This is a genomic window from Hymenobacter sp. HSC-4F20, assembly GCF_019599275.1.
Taxonomy (GTDB): domain Bacteria; phylum Bacteroidota; class Bacteroidia; order Cytophagales; family Hymenobacteraceae; genus Hymenobacter.
In genome coordinates this window covers 874,618-892,195 of the sequence record NZ_JAHZTD010000001.1, presented here as the reverse complement: position 1 = coordinate 892,195, position 17,578 = coordinate 874,618, and the positions used below count along the sequence as shown (strand labels likewise).

At 58.0% G+C, this 17,578-nt stretch carries 20 protein-coding genes; 14 read left to right on the top strand and 6 right to left on the bottom strand.

The genetic code is table 11. From position 1 onward, the window contains the following. Positions 1–3 precede the first annotated feature (3 nt). From K3G63_RS03810 to K3G63_RS03800, 3 genes are read left to right on the top strand one after another with little or no spacing between them, the layout of a single operon-like run. Entirely contained in the window at positions 4–426 is a 423-nt protein-coding gene (locus K3G63_RS03810) for a hypothetical protein (protein WP_220612753.1), read from the top strand. 13 nt (positions 427–439) lie between these two features. Then, entirely contained in the window at positions 440–1,579 is a 1,140-nt protein-coding gene (gene dprA, locus K3G63_RS03805; RefSeq protein WP_220612752.1) for a DNA-processing protein DprA, read from the top strand. Between the two features lie 60 nt (positions 1,580–1,639). Beyond that, entirely contained in the window at positions 1,640–2,473 is an 834-nt protein-coding gene (locus K3G63_RS03800) for an aminotransferase class IV (RefSeq protein ID WP_220612751.1), read from the top strand. 359 nt (positions 2,474–2,832) lie between these two features. On the opposite strand, the gene K3G63_RS03795 is transcribed toward K3G63_RS03800, so the two are convergent. The 6 genes from K3G63_RS03795 to K3G63_RS03770 form a co-directional block, all read right to left on the bottom strand. Beyond that, positions 2,833–3,042: a hypothetical protein gene (locus K3G63_RS03795; protein WP_220612750.1), complete on the bottom strand. Its 210-nt coding sequence runs from the start codon at positions 3,040–3,042 to the stop codon at positions 2,833–2,835. Positions 3,043–3,586: 544 nt separating this feature from the next. After that, the gene (locus K3G63_RS03790; protein WP_220613867.1) at positions 3,587–4,381 is read right to left on the bottom strand and encodes a thymidylate synthase; all 795 of its coding nucleotides are present in this window, start codon (positions 4,379–4,381) and stop codon (positions 3,587–3,589) included. A 93-nt stretch (positions 4,382–4,474) separates the two neighbouring features. Further along, positions 4,475–4,843: a hypothetical protein gene (locus tag K3G63_RS03785; RefSeq protein WP_220612749.1), complete on the bottom strand. Its 369-nt coding sequence runs from the start codon at positions 4,841–4,843 to the stop codon at positions 4,475–4,477. Between the two features lie 157 nt (positions 4,844–5,000). Continuing rightward, a complete protein-coding gene (locus tag K3G63_RS03780; protein WP_220612748.1) occupies positions 5,001–5,393 on the bottom strand; it encodes an SRPBCC family protein in 393 nt (130 codons plus the stop codon). Between the two features lie 4 nt (positions 5,394–5,397). After that, the gene (locus K3G63_RS03775; RefSeq protein ID WP_220612747.1) at positions 5,398–5,682 is read right to left on the bottom strand and encodes an energy transducer TonB; all 285 of its coding nucleotides are present in this window, start codon (positions 5,680–5,682) and stop codon (positions 5,398–5,400) included. Between the two features lie 391 nt (positions 5,683–6,073). After that, a complete protein-coding gene (locus tag K3G63_RS03770; protein WP_220612746.1) occupies positions 6,074–6,280 on the bottom strand; it encodes a hypothetical protein in 207 nt (68 codons plus the stop codon). Between the two features lie 207 nt (positions 6,281–6,487). Between K3G63_RS03770 and K3G63_RS03765 the strand changes: the two genes are divergently transcribed. The 11 genes from K3G63_RS03765 (at position 6,488) to K3G63_RS03715 (ending at position 17,563) form a co-directional block, all read left to right on the top strand. Then, on the top strand, positions 6,488–8,788 hold the full coding sequence (locus tag K3G63_RS03765) for an RND family transporter (protein WP_220612745.1): 2,301 nt from the start codon (positions 6,488–6,490) through the stop codon (positions 8,786–8,788). Between the two features lie 71 nt (positions 8,789–8,859). Next, positions 8,860–9,447: a hypothetical protein gene (locus K3G63_RS03760; RefSeq protein ID WP_220612744.1), complete on the top strand. Its 588-nt coding sequence runs from the start codon at positions 8,860–8,862 to the stop codon at positions 9,445–9,447. 345 nt (positions 9,448–9,792) lie between these two features. Beyond that, complete coding sequence (locus K3G63_RS03755; RefSeq protein ID WP_220612743.1) at positions 9,793–10,143, top strand: hypothetical protein; 351 nt, start codon at positions 9,793–9,795, stop codon at positions 10,141–10,143. Between the two features lie 59 nt (positions 10,144–10,202). Further along, positions 10,203–11,615, top strand: coding sequence for a hypothetical protein (locus K3G63_RS03750; protein ID WP_220612742.1), 1,413 nt, complete (start codon positions 10,203–10,205; stop codon positions 11,613–11,615). After that, positions 11,615–13,216, top strand: coding sequence for a DUF5691 domain-containing protein (locus K3G63_RS03745; RefSeq protein WP_220612741.1), 1,602 nt, complete (start codon positions 11,615–11,617; stop codon positions 13,214–13,216). Before K3G63_RS03750 ends, K3G63_RS03745 begins: the two co-directional genes overlap by 1 nt. Positions 13,217–13,385: 169 nt before the next feature. Further along, positions 13,386–14,483 carry an AAA family ATPase gene (locus K3G63_RS03740; RefSeq protein ID WP_220612740.1) on the top strand — a complete coding sequence of 366 codons (1,098 nt, stop codon included), beginning with the start codon at positions 13,386–13,388 and terminating at the stop codon, positions 14,481–14,483. Positions 14,484–14,515: 32 nt separating this feature from the next. Beyond that, complete coding sequence (locus K3G63_RS03735) at positions 14,516–15,082, top strand: hypothetical protein (RefSeq protein WP_220612739.1); 567 nt, start codon at positions 14,516–14,518, stop codon at positions 15,080–15,082. Beyond that, entirely contained in the window at positions 15,079–15,636 is a 558-nt protein-coding gene (locus K3G63_RS03730; protein WP_220612738.1) for a hypothetical protein, read from the top strand. The genes K3G63_RS03735 and K3G63_RS03730 overlap by 4 nt, the downstream gene beginning before the upstream one ends. 118 nt (positions 15,637–15,754) lie before the next feature. After that, entirely contained in the window at positions 15,755–16,327 is a 573-nt protein-coding gene (locus tag K3G63_RS03725; protein ID WP_220612737.1) for an SMI1/KNR4 family protein, read from the top strand. A 95-nt stretch (positions 16,328–16,422) separates the two neighbouring features. Next, the gene (locus K3G63_RS03720; RefSeq protein ID WP_220612736.1) at positions 16,423–17,073 is read left to right on the top strand and encodes an SMI1/KNR4 family protein; all 651 of its coding nucleotides are present in this window, start codon (positions 16,423–16,425) and stop codon (positions 17,071–17,073) included. Between the two features lie 7 nt (positions 17,074–17,080). Beyond that, on the top strand, positions 17,081–17,563 hold the full coding sequence (locus K3G63_RS03715; RefSeq protein ID WP_220612735.1) for a DUF6985 domain-containing protein: 483 nt from the start codon (positions 17,081–17,083) through the stop codon (positions 17,561–17,563). The last annotated feature ends 15 nt before the right edge of the window (positions 17,564–17,578 follow it).

Below are 17,578 nucleotides of genomic sequence, written 5' to 3'. Positions count from 1 at the left end.
GAAATGGAATCTATACTACTTATTGCTGAGAAGGCAACCTTATTACCTGCTTTCAAAGAATCTATCCAAAAAGCCTTTCCATGTAGTGTAATTAATGATCAGCCGGGTTTAACTGGCTTTGTCGTTCAGGTTAAGAAGTCAAACCGGCTCTATGTAGATTATTATGGCTCATCACTGAGCGCTATACTTGGTTGGACCGAAACTGAACTTGCATTAATAGACCACCATTTTCCGGCTGGATTTCATTTGTATAATATTCATTATCGGAGCATCGAGACTATAAAGAAGGTAATTATGGAAGTCGCAGCATCTCAAAAAATGCTGATTGATAATGATTTTGGCACATTCCTGACAGCTGATAGCTTTGTGTCTAAGATAATGCAAAATCCTTATTGGGATTGGCGGAATGATAATTCTAGAGTATAGCTAACCCGTTATTATGCCTATTTCCACCCTCGACGATACCCTCCTCCACGAAGTCGCCCTTACTTTATTCCCCAACATCGGGCCGCAGCTGACGCGGCAGCTGATGAGTTACGGGGGCTCGGCCCGGAATGTGCTGCACCTGCCGCCGGGCAAGCTGCGCAAGATTCCGGGGGTAGGCCCCGCCACAGTGGCCATCCTGACCGGAGCAGAGCGTACGGCCGCCCTGAAGCAAGCGGAAGACAGCCTCCGGAAAGCGGAAAAGGAAGGAATGCAGCTGCTGTTCTACACCAGCAAGCAGTTTCCCGCGCGGCTCAAGCAGCTACCCGACGCCCCGGTGCTGCTCTACTACCAGGGCACTGCTAACCTGAACCACCCCAAAACTGTGGCTCTGGTAGGCACCCGCCAGGCCACCGACTACGGCCGGGAACAAACCGAGAAGCTGGTGCAGGGCATTGCCTCGCACCAGCCGCTCATCATCAGCGGCTTGGCGTATGGCATTGACATTGCCGCCCACCGGGCTGCGTTGCAGGAAGGCTTGGAAACCGTTGGCGTGATGGCCACGGGGCTGGATAAGCTCTACCCCCCGGCTCACCGTAAAACCGCCGAGAAGATGCTTACCCAGGGCGGCCTGCTCACCGAGTTTCCCTTCGGCACCCCGCCCGATAAGTATAATTTCCCGGCCAGGAACCGCATTATAGCGGGCCTGGCCGATGGCACGGTGGTAGTAGAAGCCGCCCGCAAAGGTGGTGCCCTTATCACTGCCGACCTGGCCCAGGGCTACGACCGGGACGTACTGGCCGTGCCAGGCCCGCTGGGCTCTGCGGTTTCAGAGGGCTGCCATGAGCTGATTAAGGCCAACAAAGCCGCGTTGTACTCAGAGCCCAAGGATGTGGAACAGCTGCTGAACTGGGACGCGGCACTGCACCTGGCGGGCAAGTTCAAGGGCCCGACCACTTACGATGCCGCTGACTTCTCCCCGGAAGAATTTCAGGTAATAACGGTACTCCAGGCGGCCACCAACCGCGAGGAACACCTTGATGCCCTGGCCTGGAAAGCCCAGCTGCCCGTACATACTGCCGCCTCTCTTTTGCTGGCGCTGGAATTCCGGGCCGTGGTGAAGGCCCTGCCAGGCAAACGATTTGCGCTGTTATAGGGCCCACCACTGACTAAACCGGGCTTCTTTACTGATCTGTTCTATTCAACCCACCCTTTCGTGCTGCTATATAACGGCGCTCTGCTTTCTGACTCGGATTTTGCCCTGAGCCTGCCCAACCGGGGACTTTATTTCAATGATGGCTTTTTCGAAACAATGGTGTGGGCCGAGGGCTCCGTACGGTACCTACCGCATCACTGGCAGCGCCTGAAGCGGGCTGCGACGGTGCTCGGCTATGTCTTACCGCCCGACCTAGCTTCTCCCCAGGCGCTTATTAATGCGCTAGCCGGGCTAGTAACCCAGCACCCCGAGTACCAACAGGCCCCGGCGCGGGTGCGGTTACAGCTTTGGCGCGATGGGGGCGGCTTGTATCTGCCTACTACCACCCACCCCAACTGGCTGGCTACCCTGCAACCCTTCGTGGCCCATGCTGCCCCCGTGACAACGGCTGATTTTGCCCGCTCTGTTCAGGTACATGCTTCCCCGGTTTCGTTTTGCAAGGGGCCCAATGCCCTACTCTACGTACTGGCCGCCCAGGAGCGGGCTCAGCGCAACCTTGATGAGCTGGTGCTTCTCTCCAGCGCCGGGCACGTAGCCGAAGCCGTGGCAGCAGCCATAGCCTGGATTCGCGAGGGCACAGTGTATTGCCCCACCGAGGCTACAGGGTGCGTGGCAGGCACCCGTTTGGCCCATCTCCGCGAGAAGGCGCACCAACTGGGCATAGAGTGGCAGGAAGGCCTCTTCTCTCCAAGCGAGCTAGTGGCTGCTGAAGCAGTATTTACGGCAAACGTGGCAGGCATCCGTCCAATTCAGCAAGTCGCGGCAGTTGCTATTAACTCGGTTGCTCACCCACTGTTACAGGCGTTGTGCGCGGCAGATACCCGCCACGACTAATACCTAGGTAGTATAGCAAGTATAACGGGCCACTCCCCACAGCTTAGTAGCTTAGCCATCCAGCCGACAGCGCATCTGCAGCCAGCTTTCCTCAAACTCAAGGAGGTCTGATTCCGTGACGTTATTCTGCTGTAATACTTCGGCCCGATTGGAATGACCAGCATCCAGGGAATATAACGCAATCCAGACGCGCTGACGCCGGCTCAATGTGGGAGGAGATATTGATATAGTGGGATAAGATAAAATGGAGCTAGTCATGCAGATGTATACGCACGGACCAGCTAATTGGATTTTTCTTTTATGATAGAAAAATATAAAGTTTCGTAGTAAAGCGAAAATACAAGCCTCCCCGACCTTTGCTACATACGCATTGCCGTGCGGCTGCGCAGCCGCAACCAACTGTCAATAAATTCGGCCAAATCCGCCTCTGTAACAGCGTTTTGCCGCAAAATCTCGGACCGGTCGGAGCGGCCCGCGCTTAGGGAGTACAGCGCGACCCAGGCGCGCTGCTGACGAGTTAGAAACGAAGCGCCGGTAAACACGGGAAATTGCGTAAAGGTTTCCTTCATATATCCCAATTACGGAATCAAAACGGAACTCGGATTTACCCCAGCACCACTTTTTGTATTATTTTCTTAACAAATCTAAGAATTCATATGTAGCTACGGGTATATCTATTCATAATTCTGCGGCATGCATACTGCTTTGAGTTTACCATCAGGCAGTTACTTTTCAGCCCTTCATTTCCCAAGTTGCTGCTCCAGGCCCGGGTAGGCCCACCCACTCCTTACTAGCGCAGCCTTACTTCCATTTCTTGGCCCCCGGGCCCGGACTGCATTCCCGCGACGCTCAGAGCCAGCAGCGGCAGCGCCACAATCACTGCTAGCACGCTGCCTGCCCTGGGACGCTGCGCTTCTCCTTGCCCTGAGTTGCGTACTCCGGTTACGTGGCTCTTAGCTATGCAGCCAGCCACGCAGTAGCCACTAAAGGGATGCTACCAGCCGAAACAGCCCGTTTAAAACCTGCACGAGCGAGCCAAACAACGCGCTGAAAGCTGATTCAGCAATAATTTCGACGATAAGCTCCGGCATATGGGAGTTCGAAGAGTAGGTACTACACGGCTACTGGCGCCTTAATGGCCGGCCAGGGGTCGTAGTTCGCTAGCTTGAAATCCTCGAATTGAAAACCAAAAATATCCTGCACGGCTGGGTTCAGGTGCATCTGGGGCAGCGGACGGGGCTCGCGCTCCAACTGCAGGCGGGCCTGCTCCAGATGGTTGCTGTAGAGGTGAGTATCGCCGCCGGTCCAGATGAACTCGCCGGGCTCCAGCCCTACTACCTGGGCCATCATCAGGGTAAGCAGGGCGTAGGAGGCAATGTTGAAGGGTACGCCCAGGAATACGTCGGCGGAGCGCTGGTACAGCTGGCAGCTGAGGCGGCCATCGGCCACGTAGAACTGGAACAGGGCGTGGCAGGGCGTAAGGCGCATGAGCGGCAGCTCGGCCACGTTCCAGGCCGATACCACCATGCGGCGGGAGTCGGGCTGGGTGCGCAGCAGGTGCACCATCTGGCTGATCTGGTCAATGCTTTGCCCATCGGGGGCCAACCAACTGCGCCACTGCTTGCCGTAAATGGGGCCCAGCTCCCCCTGCTCGTCGGCCCATTCGTCCCAGATGCTTACCCCGTGCTCCTTGAGGTAGGCAATGTTGGTGTCGCCGCGCAGAAACCAGAGCAGCTCGTAGAGGATGCTTTTCAGGTGCACCTTCTTGGTGGTGACCAGCGGAAAGCCTTCCTGCAGGTTAAAGCGCATCTGATAGCCAAACACCGACAGCGTGCCGGTGCCGGTGCGGTCGGTTTTGCGGGTGCCGTGGTCGAGGATGTGCTGCAGAAGGGTCTGGTACTGGCGCATGGGGTAGCGGGACTTGGCGAAATGAGAGGCCAAAAGTACAGAAACCCGCCTAGCCGCTCGCACCAACGGGCGAATTTCTGCGGGGCCGAACGGCTAGCGGGCCGTAATGCTGGTTAGCTCCAGGTAGTAGTACTCCTGTCCGCCAATCTGCGGCTTGCTTGCCCCGGTGTAGGCCCGGTAATTACCACTGAAAGTCACTAGTTGGCCCGGTTGCCGCAAATCAGCAGGCAGGGAACAGACCAGGCCATCGAGCACGGAATCAATGGAGCCGGGCACGGAGTATCGTACTACGTAGGTATTCAGGGCCGAATCGAACACGATGCGCCCTTCCCATTTATCGGCCTGCCTAACTACGTCGGATTTGGCTTCACAGGCGGCCTGGGCTGAGTCGTCGTCTTTTTCGCAGCTAGTCAGACCGAAGTATAATGTTCCGATAAGCAGGTAGGATAGTGTTTGTTTCATAGCGCCAGACGGGTAGGAAGATGTGTATAGGATCAGGAGCAATCGGGCGGGCTATAGGTTGCATTGGAGCGAGCTGACGGGGGGCCACGATGTGCGAAGCATCCGATTCGGCATACTGCCTGATAACAGCACATCTGGCTTCGAGAAACTCTTGCAGCTAGCGGCGCAATATCAGCGCATCAACCAGCTTACCTAAATACCCGAGTGGCGACTTAAAGACAACCACATCCCGCATAAGCCTACCTGAGCCATCGGCCTCGAAATAATATTCGTGGCGCATTCGCTTGAAAGCTCCCTGCTGCATTTCGTCGCAGAAATAGGTTGGCGGCTTCAACTCAGTCACTTTACTGGTGAGCGTCTGCCAAACCCTAAAGTGCCGGGCTCGGAAAGTAACCGAGTCGCCCAGCTGCAACACGCCGCTTCGAACCCCGCCTACAATTTCCTTCCGCGTTTGGCGCGTGGAAATGGCGTGCAAATCAACACGTAAGGCCAGCTGAAAGCAAACGGCCGGTGGAGCGTTAATGGGGGTCGTCACTTCGATGACTGGCATCTCCCTAATAAAACTTATAGCCTATTTTCATCTCTTCTTCAGAGGTGCCGGCTGCTGGTTCAAATCTAAGCTGCCGCAGCAGCAAACGGGCTTGCTGAATCATTACACTTTCTCCGGTGGCGCCTGACGGAATGGTGCTCTCCACAAGGTGCATGCGCACCACTTTACCGGCGGCATCTACTGTTAATTTCATCTTTACTTCGCCCTCTGTCTGGGCCCGCAGGGCGTCTACCGGATAAGTGATAAACTGCCTAACGTACTCATAATACCTATTGTCTTCTGGCAACATGCGCTTGTCCTGTATGCGCTGGCCAATGCCACGTTTTAGCAGAGCTACTTCCGTAGTAGCCGCAATGCGTAGTGAATCCTGGTATAGGCGCTGAGCTTGGGCAACAGAATCTTGCCGCGCCTTGGCTCGTAGTACCTGCGTTCCTCGTTGCTTGGCAGAAGTGATAGGCCCGGGCGTTGGTGCTGGCTTAGCTTCCCAGCGGTTATACGTTGTTTGGGCCCAGGCTGAGTTGCTCACACTGCAGAGAAGCGTTAGCAAAACCAGAGGCAACGTACACTGCTTGCTTGGTTGCATTGCTGATAGGTTACTGCCCTTGACTCATTTTTTAGAAAATACCCCACGCAGCTAAGCTTACGTGGGGTATTCTTCACTACTCGGGGGTCGTGGAATTTTACAGCGACTTCACGGCTGGGGTAGCAGGTGCGGGCGTTGCCGCCGCAGTTTTGGCGTCCTTCTTCATGCAGCAGGAGGCACCGGCAGTACCTTTTGAGCAGGTTTCTTTCTTGGCTTTCTTGCCTTTGCCCTCGTTGTGGCCCTCGTGGGCACTAGCAGATCCAACGAAAGCAAACAGGGCTAAAGCAAGCAGGGCGTTTTTCATGGGGAGAAGATAAGTTAGGAGGAAACAAAAGCAGGAAATTGGCAGTTGGCGTAAGGATATTCTCCCGGCCGGTTACTGCGGTTCTCTAAGGTAATGAAAGTAGCGCGAAGCCCCGTAAAGCGCCTCGCGTAGTACACTCACCCTATTGAAGAGGCAACACAACCAGCTGCCACGATTCGCGCCGCCCCTGCGGCGCGTTCCTACCTTATGCCGCTTCGCAAACTCGCTCATCTTACCCTCGTGGCCCTCGGGCTGCTCACGGCTCTGGCCGTGTTTTTCGTGGCCCAGCTGCGCTTCAACTATAATTTCAACGACTTCTACCCCGCCGGCGACCCGGACCTGGACTACTATATGCAGTACTCCGGCCGCTTCGGCAACGACAACGACTACGTGCTGCTGGGCCTGGAAGCTCCGCAGGGCCAAACCGTATTCGAGCCCCGCTTCCTGACCCAGGTGGATTCACTGACGCGCTTTATCCAGCAGCGGCGCCACGTCACGCAGGTGTCCTCGCCCACTAATGCCGTGAACCCGGTGGTGGAGGGGCTGGGCGTGTTCAACGTCCCCTACCTCCATCCCCAGGACCCAACCCGCCGGGCCCAGGACTCGGCGCTGGTGTACCGCACGCCGGGGCTGGTGGGCAACCTGATTTCGCGGGATGCGCGGGCCGCTACCATCCTGTTCCAGACCTCTCCCAACCTGAGCAAGCCCCCCGGCGACTCCCTGCTGGCGGCCGTCCGCACGGAGCTGCAGCGCCAGGGCTTCGCGGAAGAAGAGTACCACTTGGCCGGCAAAATGGTGGCCCAATCGGTGTTTGTGGACCGGCTGCAGGTGGAGCTGATGGTGTTTATGAGCCTGTCGGTGGTGCTGGTGACGGGGCTCTTGTGGCTGACGTTCCGGACCTGGTGGGGGGTAGTGCTGCCGCTGGTGGTGGTGCTGGGCGCCATTGTGTGGGGCCTGGGGGTGATGTCGGCCTTCGGGGTGAGCATTGACTTGATGACGGCCCTGCTGCCGGTGATGCTGTTCGTGGTGGGCATGTCCGATACTATCCACATCATCACGCGCTACGTCACGGAGCTGGGCTACGGAGCCAGCAAGCGGGACTCGTTGCTGATTGCCCTCAAAGAATCGGGGTTTGGCTCCGGGCTTTCGGCCCTGACCACCAGCATCGGCTTCTTCACCTTGATGACCAGCACTATCCGGCCCATTTACAACTTCGGGCTGTTTACGGGCATTGCTGTGCTGCTCACGTTTGCCCTGAGCTTCACCCTGCTGCCGGCCATGCTGGTGCTGCTGCGCAAGCCCCAGCTGCGGGTGCCCCGCGAAACCGGCCACAGCTGGGACGGGGTGCTGGGCCGCCTGTTCCGGGTGGTGCTGGCGCGGCGGCACTGGGTAGTGGCCATCAGCGCCCTAGTGCTGGGGCTATCGGTAGCCTCGGCCTCGCGCATCCGCATCAACTCAGCCCTGCTCGACGACCTCTCCCAAAACGACCCGGTAAAGCTGGATTTCAAGTTTTTCGAGCGGCAGTTTGCCGGCGTGCGCCCGTTTGAGCTGGACTTAAAGCCCGCTCCCGGCCGCACCATCTACGACTTGGAAGTGCTGCGCCAGACCGAGAAAATTGAGGGCTATTTGCAGCGCACCTACGGCCTGAACTTCGTGGCTTCGCCGGTTACCATCATCAAATCGGTGCGCAAGGCCCTGAACGGCGGCCTGCTGACCGAGTACCGCCTCCCCGACTCCGAGGCGGAGCTAGAGCGGCTGACGCGCAAGGTGAAGCTATTCCGGAAGAAGCCGGAGTTTCGGGCCCTGGCCCTGCCCGACGGCTCCGAAGGCCGCCTCACGGGCCGCATGCCCGATGTGGGCTCCATCCGGGCCGATAAGCTGAACACCGATCTGCGCCGTTACTTGCGCGCCTCCGTGGACAGCACCGTGCTGCACACCCGCCTCACCGGCTCGGCCAACCTCATCGACAAAAACAACGAAAACCTCACCCTGAACATGATTACGGGCATGAGCATCGACATTGTGATGGTCACGCTCATTGTGCTGCTGCTGTTTCGCTCCCTGCGCATGACCCTGGTGGTGCTCGTGCCCAACCTGGTGCCCATCCTGATTGTGGCGGGTGTGATGGGCGCGGCCGGCGTGAGCATGAAAGTGAGCACCAGCATCATCTTCACCATTGCCTTCGGCATTGCCGTCGATGACACCATTCACTTTATCAGCAAGCTCAAGCTGGTGCTGCTGCAGGAGCCTAGCCTGTTCCGGGCCGTGCGCAAAACCTACCTCATGGCCGGCAAGGCCGTCATCGTCACGTCTCTGATTCTGGTGGGCGGCTTCTCTACCCTGATTTTCTCCTCCTTTGATGGGACCTTCTACGTGGGTTTGCTTATCGGCCTGACGCTGCTGTTCGGGGTAGTAGCCGAGCTGACCCTGCTGCCCATCCTGATTCTGTGGTTCTACCGCCACAAGCCCAAGGAAATCCGGCAGCCCGTGCCGGCGCTGGGTGGGTAGGAAATTTTCCGGAGCAAGCAGAGCAGCTACCCGAGCAAACTCCACAGCCGGCTTCGCCGTTACTTTGCGCTATGACGAAACGCCTCCTGCCCCTTCTTTTTGCCTTCTCCTGCGGTTCTATCCTTGCGCAAACGCCCGCTACCCCTACGCCTGACAACGACCCGCTGCCCCGCCTGATTCAGGAGCGCCAGCAAATGGTGCGGGAGTATGAGGAAGCCAACGCCCAGCGCAACAGCCTCTTCGGCAACAAGCCCAGCAAAAAAGACCTGCAGGAAGTAGTCGACGCCCTGAAAGGCATTATCCGCAAAGACACCGAAATTGTGCGGGCCGTGCAGGCCGCTACCCTGCGGCGCACGGCCGCCGTGGTAGCCGAAAACCAGCAGGCCAAGCAGCAAATTACGGTAGCCCAGACCGACCAGAGCACCACCCGCCAGCGCTTCTACGACCTGCAAAACCAGATTGCCAACCTGGAGCTGCGCGACAAGCAGCGGGAAAAAAAGCTCCTGGACCTGCAAGCCACCGCCGACGAGGCCACGCAGGCCCGCACCAGCCGCGAACTGCTGGCCGCCGGCCTGGCCGTGCTCTGCGCAGGTTTGCTCTGGTACGTGCTCCGCCTGCGGGGCCGCCTGAACGCTGCTCCGGCGCGGCGGCGCAAATAGCCTGTCTTTCAGCCGCTCACGGTTGGGTAACCGCAAAGGCCTCTCCGTTGCAGCGGAGAGGCCTACCCGTAGAGAATTCGTCACTCACCAGCCGAACGGTCTGCAGGGGCGCGCAGAGGGACTTATTCCTCCGTCATTCCCGGGGCAAAGAGAGGCACTTTTACCGGCACCAGAAAGGAAAAAGAAGCTGTGCTTGTGACGCACGCAACCAGCCAGAACGGGAAATTTTGCCGGGCTCCTGTCAGCTATATATCTGGCATTACCCTCCCAAGACTTCTTTTCGCGTTCCACCTCCTCAATAAAAGAGCTGTTTTTCCGCTTTGTTTGTGACCTTCTTTCTGCTACATGCTTACCCCCGCCGCCCAGTACCTGACCTACGCCGAGGCCGTGATGCTGTACCAGCAGCTGCAGGCGAGTGGAGTAGATGCCCTGGTGAAAACCGGCGGGCCGCCCACTTTTCCCTTCGGAGAGGGCATGTATTATCAATTGCTGATTGAGGAGACGGACACCGTGGCCGCGCGAGCTGTGGTAGAAGCCTTTGAACTGCAACGCGCTACCTCGTTGGCGCCGCGCTGCCCCCGTTGCGGAACCCCGGATCCGGTGCCCGTCTTGCGCTTAGCTTGGTGGAAACGCTTGTTTTACGTGGGGACTACCCTGCACGAATGCCGGAGCTGCGGCGCGGAATTTCCCCGCTGACCTACTACTTTGCCGGGGTATCCGGTCTGCCCTGTGGCAGCTATAACCCTCCGTAAGCCTTGACCTCCTGGACCGAAGAACAGGCCCGCGCCCTCATTACCGACCCCGGCACGCTCAAGCGCGGCCAAGAACTGGCCGCCCCCGCCAGATGGAGCAACCTGGGCCGCACAGCTACCGCCGCCTGGGGCGAGTGCAAAGGCAGCGGCAGTCAGCCCTACCAAACCGGCCTCGACCTGACCGAGCCCGCCTTTAAGTGCTCCTGTCCCAGCCGGGTGTTTCCGTGCAAGCACGGCGCGGCCCTACTGCTGCTGCTGGCCCGCCAGCCCCAGTTGCTGAACGACCCTACCCCCCCGGCCTGGCTGCAGGAATGGCTGGAGAAGCGCCAGCAAGCTTCCGGCAAGAAAGCCGTCAAAGAAGCCGAGCTACCCCTCCCGGGCGCCGACAATGCCACTCCGGCCCCGGCTTCATCCGACAGTGAGCTGGCCCGGCAGAAGCGCGAGGCCCAGCGCATGAGCCGCATGCAGCGCGGCACCCAGGAACTGGAAATGTGGCTGGTGGACCTGATGCGGGCCGGACTGGCAGCCACTGAAAGCCATCCCCTGAGCTTCTGGGAAAACCAGGCGGCCCGCTTGGTTGACAACCAACTCCCTGGCCTGGCCACAGTGGTGCGGGAACTGCCCGACCTTCGCCACCAGAGTCCCGACTGGCCCGAGCGGCTGCTGGGCCGCCTAGGGGAGCTTTATCTGCTGACCCAAACGTTTCAACGCCTGCCGCAGCTCTCGGATGCCGCCCGCCAGGCTGTGCTGCAACTGGCTGGGCTGAATCTGAAGAAGGAAGATCTGCTGGCCACTCAGCCGGCGGTGACGGACGAGTGGAGGGTGCTCTCACTGGCCATCACCGAAGAAGACCGCCTGACGGCGCGCCGCTGCTGGCTGCAGGGCCAGCAAACCGGGCGCTTGGCGCTGCTAGTAGAGTTTTCCTTCGGGGGCCAGCCGTTTGCTACCGCCCTGGTGCCCGATGGCACCTACACCGGCACGCTCAGCTTCTACCCTGGTCTGCTGCCCGTGCGGGCCGTGGCCGGCTCCCTCACATTTGCTGGCTTAAGCTCCGATGCCGCCCCGCCTTACTCCCTTACCCTGCCTGAGCTGCTAAATGCCTATGCCAGCGCCCTGGCCCTCCAGCCCTGGCTGCGCGAGTGGCCGGTGCTGCTGGCGGGCGGCACACCTGTTTTCACCCCGGCTGGCCGCTGGGTGCTACAGTTTGCGGCAGAACCACCCACTGACCCTGCCGCGCCCGTCTCTTCTATCCCGAAAATCCTGGAAGTGCCCCTGCTCTGCGACAGCCTGTTTGGGTGGGAGCTGCAGGCGGTTGGCGGAGGCGCGCCGCTCACGGTGTTTGGAGAATGGACCGGCCGGGGCCTGCGCCCTCTGGTAGGCTGGGGCCCTGTTGTTGAACTTTCGCCTACTCTCTGATGCCCCACCCCGAAGCGCCTACCCCCCGCCTACCAGTACCCCCCCTCCGGCCCGAGGCCGATTGGCAGCAGCTGATGCGCGTGGCTCTGCTAGGCACCCGCCAAAGCCCCGACGCCCTGCCCACCGTGCCCGGTCTACCCCCAGCACCGGCAACCGGTGAAGCCCACCGCGAAAAGCACCTACTCCTGACGGCTGGAGCGCTGGCACTGATCCGCAAGGCCGGCTACCAACCCGCCCCCAGCACTGCCCCTGCCGTGCCACCCGCTCCCGCCGAAATGCAGGTGGCGCTTGGCCCCAACGGTGCCCAAGCCCTTCGTGTGCTGTTGGAAGGTCAATATGTAGAGCTGCTACCCGATTTCCTGGCGGCTATGGCCGAACACCAGCGGCGGGTGCCGCATCCGCAACTGGTGCACCTGCTGGAGTATGTGCGCACCCGCCCGGCCCTACACCCGGCAGCCACGGCGGTGCTGGGCCAACGCGGAAACTGGCTGGCGGCCCAGAACCCGGACTGGCAACCCCTGCTGGCCGCATCGATTCAAGCAGATGAGGGAATCTGGGAAACCGGCTCCCTGCGTCAGCGCGTTCTGTATCTGGAAAATCTGCGCCGCCACCATCCCACTCAGGCCCGCGAGTTGCTAACGGCCGTCCTACCCCAGGAGCCAGCCAAAAACCAGGCAGCCTTACTGGCCACGCTGGGCGAAAACGCCTCCCCCGACGATGCCGCCCTGCTGGAGCAGTACTTGGCTTCCAAAAGCAAGGAGGTCCGCCAAACTGTGTTACCCCTGCTAGCCAGGCTTTCCACCAGTACCCTGCCCGAGCGCCTGTGGCAGCGCGCCGAGCCACTCGTGCACTTGAAAAAAACCCTCCTGAACAAAAAGCTTCTGGTGGAGCTACCCGCTACCGAATGGGACAAAACCTGGCTGATGGATGGCATTGAGCAGCGCGACGCGCGCTTTCAGGGCGAAAAGACCGCCTTGCTGGGGCAGATGCTGGCCCTGCTCCCGCCCCGACGCTGGGAAGCGCACTGGAACCTCCTGCCCGCCCGCATCCTAGAGCTGGCCGCCGCTACTGAGTGGGCCGCGCTGTTATGTACCAGCTGGGCCGAGGCCGCCATCCTGCATCACGATGCCGAGTGGGCCAATGCTCTGTTACGCTGGCTGTTTGAGCTACCGCGCAAGCAGCCCTTCCCCCTGCCCATAGTCGGCCTGGTCCGGCAGCTCCCCCCCCAGCAGCTCCTCGACCTCGTGTTGCCTCTGCTGGAGGCGGCGCCGGAGTTTGGCCCGGAAGTACGCTGGCTGCCCCTGCTGCAGCTAATACCAGCGCCCTGGCCCGAACGCCTTACCCGCCGCGTGGTGGAGGTCCTACGCGCAGCTCTAAGTCGGCCCGAGCGGCTGCACCGTATTCAGTATGCCGCCAGTCAGCTGCTGGAGCACATGGGTCGCGTAGTGCCGGCGGCCCAGTACGACCTCTGCGCTCAGCCGCTGCAGCCGCTGCTTCAGGATGTGCCCTACCTCCACAACAGCCTCGCCCGCCTGCTCAACACCCTGCACTTCCGCCGGCAGCTCGACGAGGCGCTCAACGAGCCGCCTGGTCCGGGTTAGGCCTTTGGTAAACACTGCTTCAGCAGTACGCAAATAAAACCGTCATCCTTACTCTAGCGCCCGCGCAGTCGAAGCAGCTCTACCGCTTCTTAGTCCTCATTAGGCCAGTTAAAAGTCAGCTGACTACCTTTTCCTACCTCTCTTCCGCCTCCAAACCCTTCGCTTGTTTATGGCCTTAAATTCGTCCTCCGAAATCCTGCGTCCGCACGCCGAGGTGCAATATGCCGAAGAACTGGCCGCGCTGGCCGCCCTCGACGACCGGCCCAAGCCCCCAAACTGGCAGCTCTCGCCCTGGGCCGTGGTGACCTACCTGCTGGGCGGCACCCTGGACAACGGGTTCGTGATTGAGCCTAAGTACATTGGGCAGCGGCGACTGATGGAAATTGCTGTGGCTACCCTGGCCACCGACCGCGCCCTGCTGCTGCTGGGCGTGCCCGGTACGGCTAAAAGCTGGGTATCGGAGCACCTCACGGCGGCCATCAGCGGGCACTCCAACCTGCTCATCCAGGGCACGGCGGGCACTTCTGAAGATGCCATTCGCTACTCCTGGAACTACGCCCGCCTCATTGCCGAAGGACCTTCGGCGGCGGCCCTGGTGCCTTCGCCCCTGCTCAAAGGCATGCAGGAAGGCGCCTTGGTGCGGGTGGAAGAGCTGACCCGCATTCCTTCCGACGTGCAGGACACGCTCATCACAGTCCTTTCCGAGAAGGTACTGCCCGTGCCCGAGCTGGCTACCGAGGTGCAGGCCACCCGCGGCTTCAACGTTATTGCCACCGCCAACGACCGGGACAAGGGCGTGAACGAGCTGAGCAGCGCCCTGCGTCGCCGCTTCAACACCGTGGTACTACCCCTACCCACGTCCGTAGCCGAGGAAGTGCAGATTGTGCACTCGCGGGTGGAGAAAACCGGCCGGGCCCTGCAGTTGCCCGAAACCACGGCGGCCCTGGAGCAAATCAGCCGTCTCGTGACCATCTTCCGGGAGCTGCGCTCGGGCGTGACGGAGAACGGCAAAACTAAGCTCAAGAGCCCCAGCGGCACGCTCAGCACCGGCGAGGCTATTTCCGTACTCAACAGTGGCCTGGCCCTGGCCGCCTACTTCGGCGATGGCACCCTGCAAGCCGCCGACCTCGCCGCCGGCCTCACCGGCGCCGTCATCAAAGACCCCGTGCAGGACCGCGTCGTGTGGCTGGAGTACCTGGAAACCGTAGTAAAAGAGCGCGACGGCTGGAAGGACCTCTACCGCGCCTGCCGGGAGGTGGTTGAGTAAGTAATCGATTCTTGCATTCTAACATTTTAATAATGGTTAACATTGCCCTTCCAAAGTCTATTAGCTTAGATACAATAATTGCAGGCTTTGCTGCAATTGTTTCGTTTATTGCCCTGTATTTATCACATAGAAGTAATGTATTTTCTAAAAAAGCATTCTTATTAGCCAAAGAAGAATATGGAAACAAAACACCTTATTTCTCAATATATTTAGTAAATAGCTTCAGACTTATTGACAAAAATAGAAATACAAAAGCAATTGCATTCAATATAACTATTAATAACAAATCCGAAACAAGCAATTCATTTAAACCTATTTTAGAAATAGAGTATATTAGAGATGATAACTCTGTATTCAAAGCTAATTACGAACACAACCCAAAACTCTATGATCTAATAAATAAAAATAAATTAAATTCAGGGGTATTCGAAGATCATATAAATTTATCAGAGCGGACAGTTGAATCAAAATGGCTTTTATTCGAAGAATCTGATGTTTTTGTAAATTACAGAGCAGATATATACACTATAAAGATTCATGATCTAAACGGCAATGAAAAACAAATTTCTTCATCACTACTTAAAAATTTAGAACAATGATATTTCCACGCATAAAGAGATTCAAACATGATGTATTCAATGTTGTTGCAGATGGGGCTATATCTCTACCCGGAATCGGAGAAGGAAGGTTCATTCCTGCTGTCATTATCAACCCTATAACTAATAAGTCTATATCAGACATGATAAAGCTTCATCAAACTACGCCACCAGGTGATACATTAATGACGTGGTCGACACCTCTAATAGGAAATGAATATGTAGTATTGAATTTTGAATTTACCAAACCACTTATTGTACAATTTGGAATTAAGTTTGATATAAAAAGCCAAGGAATGCTTGTAGATGGTATAATTCAATCACGGGGGCTTTATCTTTGCATAGGCACAATTTATGACAAAGTTTCTGATCTGTCAGTTGATAGAATTCTAATTGATGTGCCAAATTTAGGTTTCGATAAGAAATGGAATAATATTATATATAATAGTTTATCCAAAAAATATAGAAAAGATGGCTTCAGCACTAAACAAGCACGCGAGGCCGCCAAAAAGCAATTAAAGAATTCAAGAGACTTTCTTCATATGAGGAGGAATTAATACCTTCCGCATATACATTACCATAAGTAGGATAGAGACCCCATTCTTTATACATAGCAACCAAATTTTACTTGTATGCAATTTGCTAAGGCAGCACATACAGCTTCTAATTATCCACATGACCTTTCCCGACCTACTTACCCGTCTCGACACCTTGCTCCAACAGCACCGGCCGGACTACTACGCCAGCCTGGGCCCACCGGCTACGGCGGCGGAGCTGGCCGCTTTTGAGGCGGAGTTTAACCTAGTGTTGCCAACGGAGCTGCGGCAGTGGTTTAGCTGGCACAACGGGCAGGAAGGCTACGACAGCTTCTTCCAGAACAACTGCCTCCAGTCGCTGGACAGCGCGGCCGAAAGCATGCGCATCAACAACGAGCTGCTGGCCGATGGCGACTTCGTGGCGAACTGGTGGCATCCAGCCTGGGTGCCCTTCCTGGAAAATGGCGGCGGCGACCATGTCTGCGTGGATTTGCACGGCACCTTCACTGGCCAGCCAGGGCAGATACTGGAGCACTGGCACGACTGGGAAGCCCGCACCGTGCTGTTCCCGAATCTGACCGCCTGGCTAACAGCCGTGGTACAGGTCTACGAACAAGCCGGCGCCGAGTCGGCGTTGCTGACTGATGAGCACCTGGAGGAACTAGAACCAGAGCATCCGAAAGGGTTTCCGCAGGAATTTGAAGCGGGGTAGGCTGCTTCCGGTACGTCGTTGCCTATGGCCACGTCCTACCTCCTTCAACTTCCCGAACCGAAAACCGATAGCCCGGCCAACTCTTTCCCTACCTGATGAGCCCATCTGAATCCATCCGCCGAATTGAAACTTGGCTGACGGTCCACGCCCCGCAAATTCTAACTGAGTCGCTGAACGATGGCGCTGCCGAAAGCGAGCTGAGTGGACTAGAGGCTGCCGTTGGCAGGCCGCTGCCTAATGACTACAAGGCCTTGTACCGCTGGCGCAACGGTCTGGATGAAGACGCTAACAACCTCGGTAGCCTATTCTACGGCCTGAGCTTTGTGCCTCTGGCAAGGGTAGCAGCTGCGTTTCAGAGTCGCTCACAAGACCCAGAAATGTTTCCGGCGGTATATGCGCAGGCCTTGGTAAAAGCCGATAACGTGTTGCATCCTTACTGGCTTCAATTAGGCTTCGACGGCTCACATACGTGGCTGTGCGTGGATCTTGACCCGGCTCCGGCGGGCCGCTATGGGCAAGTCATTCTCGTGGATGAGGAAACCCAAGCCGCTTTCCAGGTGGCCGAGTCTGTTGAGGCCTTGCTCGCCCAGTTCGCCGACGACCTGGAGCAGGGGCGCTACTTTCTGGAGCCCGACGCCCTGGAAGACGGCAACGAGTTTCTGGCCGCCGCGGAAAACATTGACGTGGTAAATTGGTACCAGGCGGCGCGGTGGCAAGGTGTGCTACCTCCTGCGGCCTATAACTAACCTATCTATGCTAACGCATCCGTTCTGGGGAATTGTGGAGGAAAGCTGGGCCGGCATGGCCCCGCAAAAGAAGTTTGATCTGCCGGGCTTTGAGCAGCCCGTGGAGGTATTTCTGGGCGAGGAGCTGTTTGAGGCAGACGAGGAATACGACCTTTCCCTGGCGCAACTCGACGAGTATGCGGCTACCTTCCAGGCCTTCATTGCGGAGGCTCCGCGCCTGCTCCCCGAGTTCCAGCAGCAGACCTTTGCCCGGTACCAGGAGCTGTATGCTTCTTTCTATGAGGACCCGGCCCAGTCGGGTGCCCCGGCGCTGCACCTGCGCACGCCCGAAGAGCATTTTGCTTATTTGCAGGACGTGGCTTACCTCCGCATTACGGAAGGGCAAACGCTCCGCCTGTCCATTCGCTACGGCCTTAATCCGGAACACGGCCTGGAAATCAGGTTTGAGGTGAACCAGCTGGCCGAAATGGGCGGCATTGCCGAAACCTGAGTTACCCCTATTGTA

What these genes read in the sequence shown, in the direction of transcription:
- K3G63_RS03725 (WP_220612737.1), top strand. Translation starts at nt 15,755, where the DNA reads ATGACCTTTCCCGACCTACTTACCCGTCTCGACACCTTGCTCCAACAG.
- dprA (WP_220612752.1), top strand. Translation starts at nt 440, where the DNA reads ATGCCTATTTCCACCCTCGACGATACCCTCCTCCACGAAGTCGCCCTT.
- K3G63_RS03765 (WP_220612745.1), top strand. Translation starts at nt 6,488, where the DNA reads ATGCCGCTTCGCAAACTCGCTCATCTTACCCTCGTGGCCCTCGGGCTG.
- K3G63_RS03770 (WP_220612746.1), bottom strand. Translation starts at nt 6,280, where the DNA reads ATGAAAAACGCCCTGCTTGCTTTAGCCCTGTTTGCTTTCGTTGGATCT.
- K3G63_RS03810 (WP_220612753.1), top strand. Translation starts at nt 4, where the DNA reads ATGGAATCTATACTACTTATTGCTGAGAAGGCAACCTTATTACCTGCT.
- K3G63_RS03780 (WP_220612748.1), bottom strand. Translation starts at nt 5,393, where the DNA reads ATGCCAGTCATCGAAGTGACGACCCCCATTAACGCTCCACCGGCCGTT.
- K3G63_RS03760 (WP_220612744.1), top strand. Translation starts at nt 8,860, where the DNA reads ATGACGAAACGCCTCCTGCCCCTTCTTTTTGCCTTCTCCTGCGGTTCT.
- K3G63_RS03785 (WP_220612749.1), bottom strand. Translation starts at nt 4,843, where the DNA reads ATGAAACAAACACTATCCTACCTGCTTATCGGAACATTATACTTCGGT.
- K3G63_RS03715 (WP_220612735.1), top strand. Translation starts at nt 17,081, where the DNA reads ATGCTAACGCATCCGTTCTGGGGAATTGTGGAGGAAAGCTGGGCCGGC.
- K3G63_RS03730 (WP_220612738.1), top strand. Translation starts at nt 15,079, where the DNA reads ATGATATTTCCACGCATAAAGAGATTCAAACATGATGTATTCAATGTT.
- K3G63_RS03735 (WP_220612739.1), top strand. Translation starts at nt 14,516, where the DNA reads ATGGTTAACATTGCCCTTCCAAAGTCTATTAGCTTAGATACAATAATT.
- K3G63_RS03790 (WP_220613867.1), bottom strand. Translation starts at nt 4,381, where the DNA reads ATGCGCCAGTACCAGACCCTTCTGCAGCACATCCTCGACCACGGCACC.
- K3G63_RS03775 (WP_220612747.1), bottom strand. Translation starts at nt 5,682, where the DNA reads ATGTTGCCAGAAGACAATAGGTATTATGAGTACGTTAGGCAGTTTATC.
- K3G63_RS03720 (WP_220612736.1), top strand. Translation starts at nt 16,423, where the DNA reads ATGAGCCCATCTGAATCCATCCGCCGAATTGAAACTTGGCTGACGGTC.
- K3G63_RS03755 (WP_220612743.1), top strand. Translation starts at nt 9,793, where the DNA reads ATGCTTACCCCCGCCGCCCAGTACCTGACCTACGCCGAGGCCGTGATG.
- K3G63_RS03795 (WP_220612750.1), bottom strand. Translation starts at nt 3,042, where the DNA reads ATGAAGGAAACCTTTACGCAATTTCCCGTGTTTACCGGCGCTTCGTTT.
- K3G63_RS03740 (WP_220612740.1), top strand. Translation starts at nt 13,386, where the DNA reads ATGGCCTTAAATTCGTCCTCCGAAATCCTGCGTCCGCACGCCGAGGTG.
- K3G63_RS03745 (WP_220612741.1), top strand. Translation starts at nt 11,615, where the DNA reads ATGCCCCACCCCGAAGCGCCTACCCCCCGCCTACCAGTACCCCCCCTC.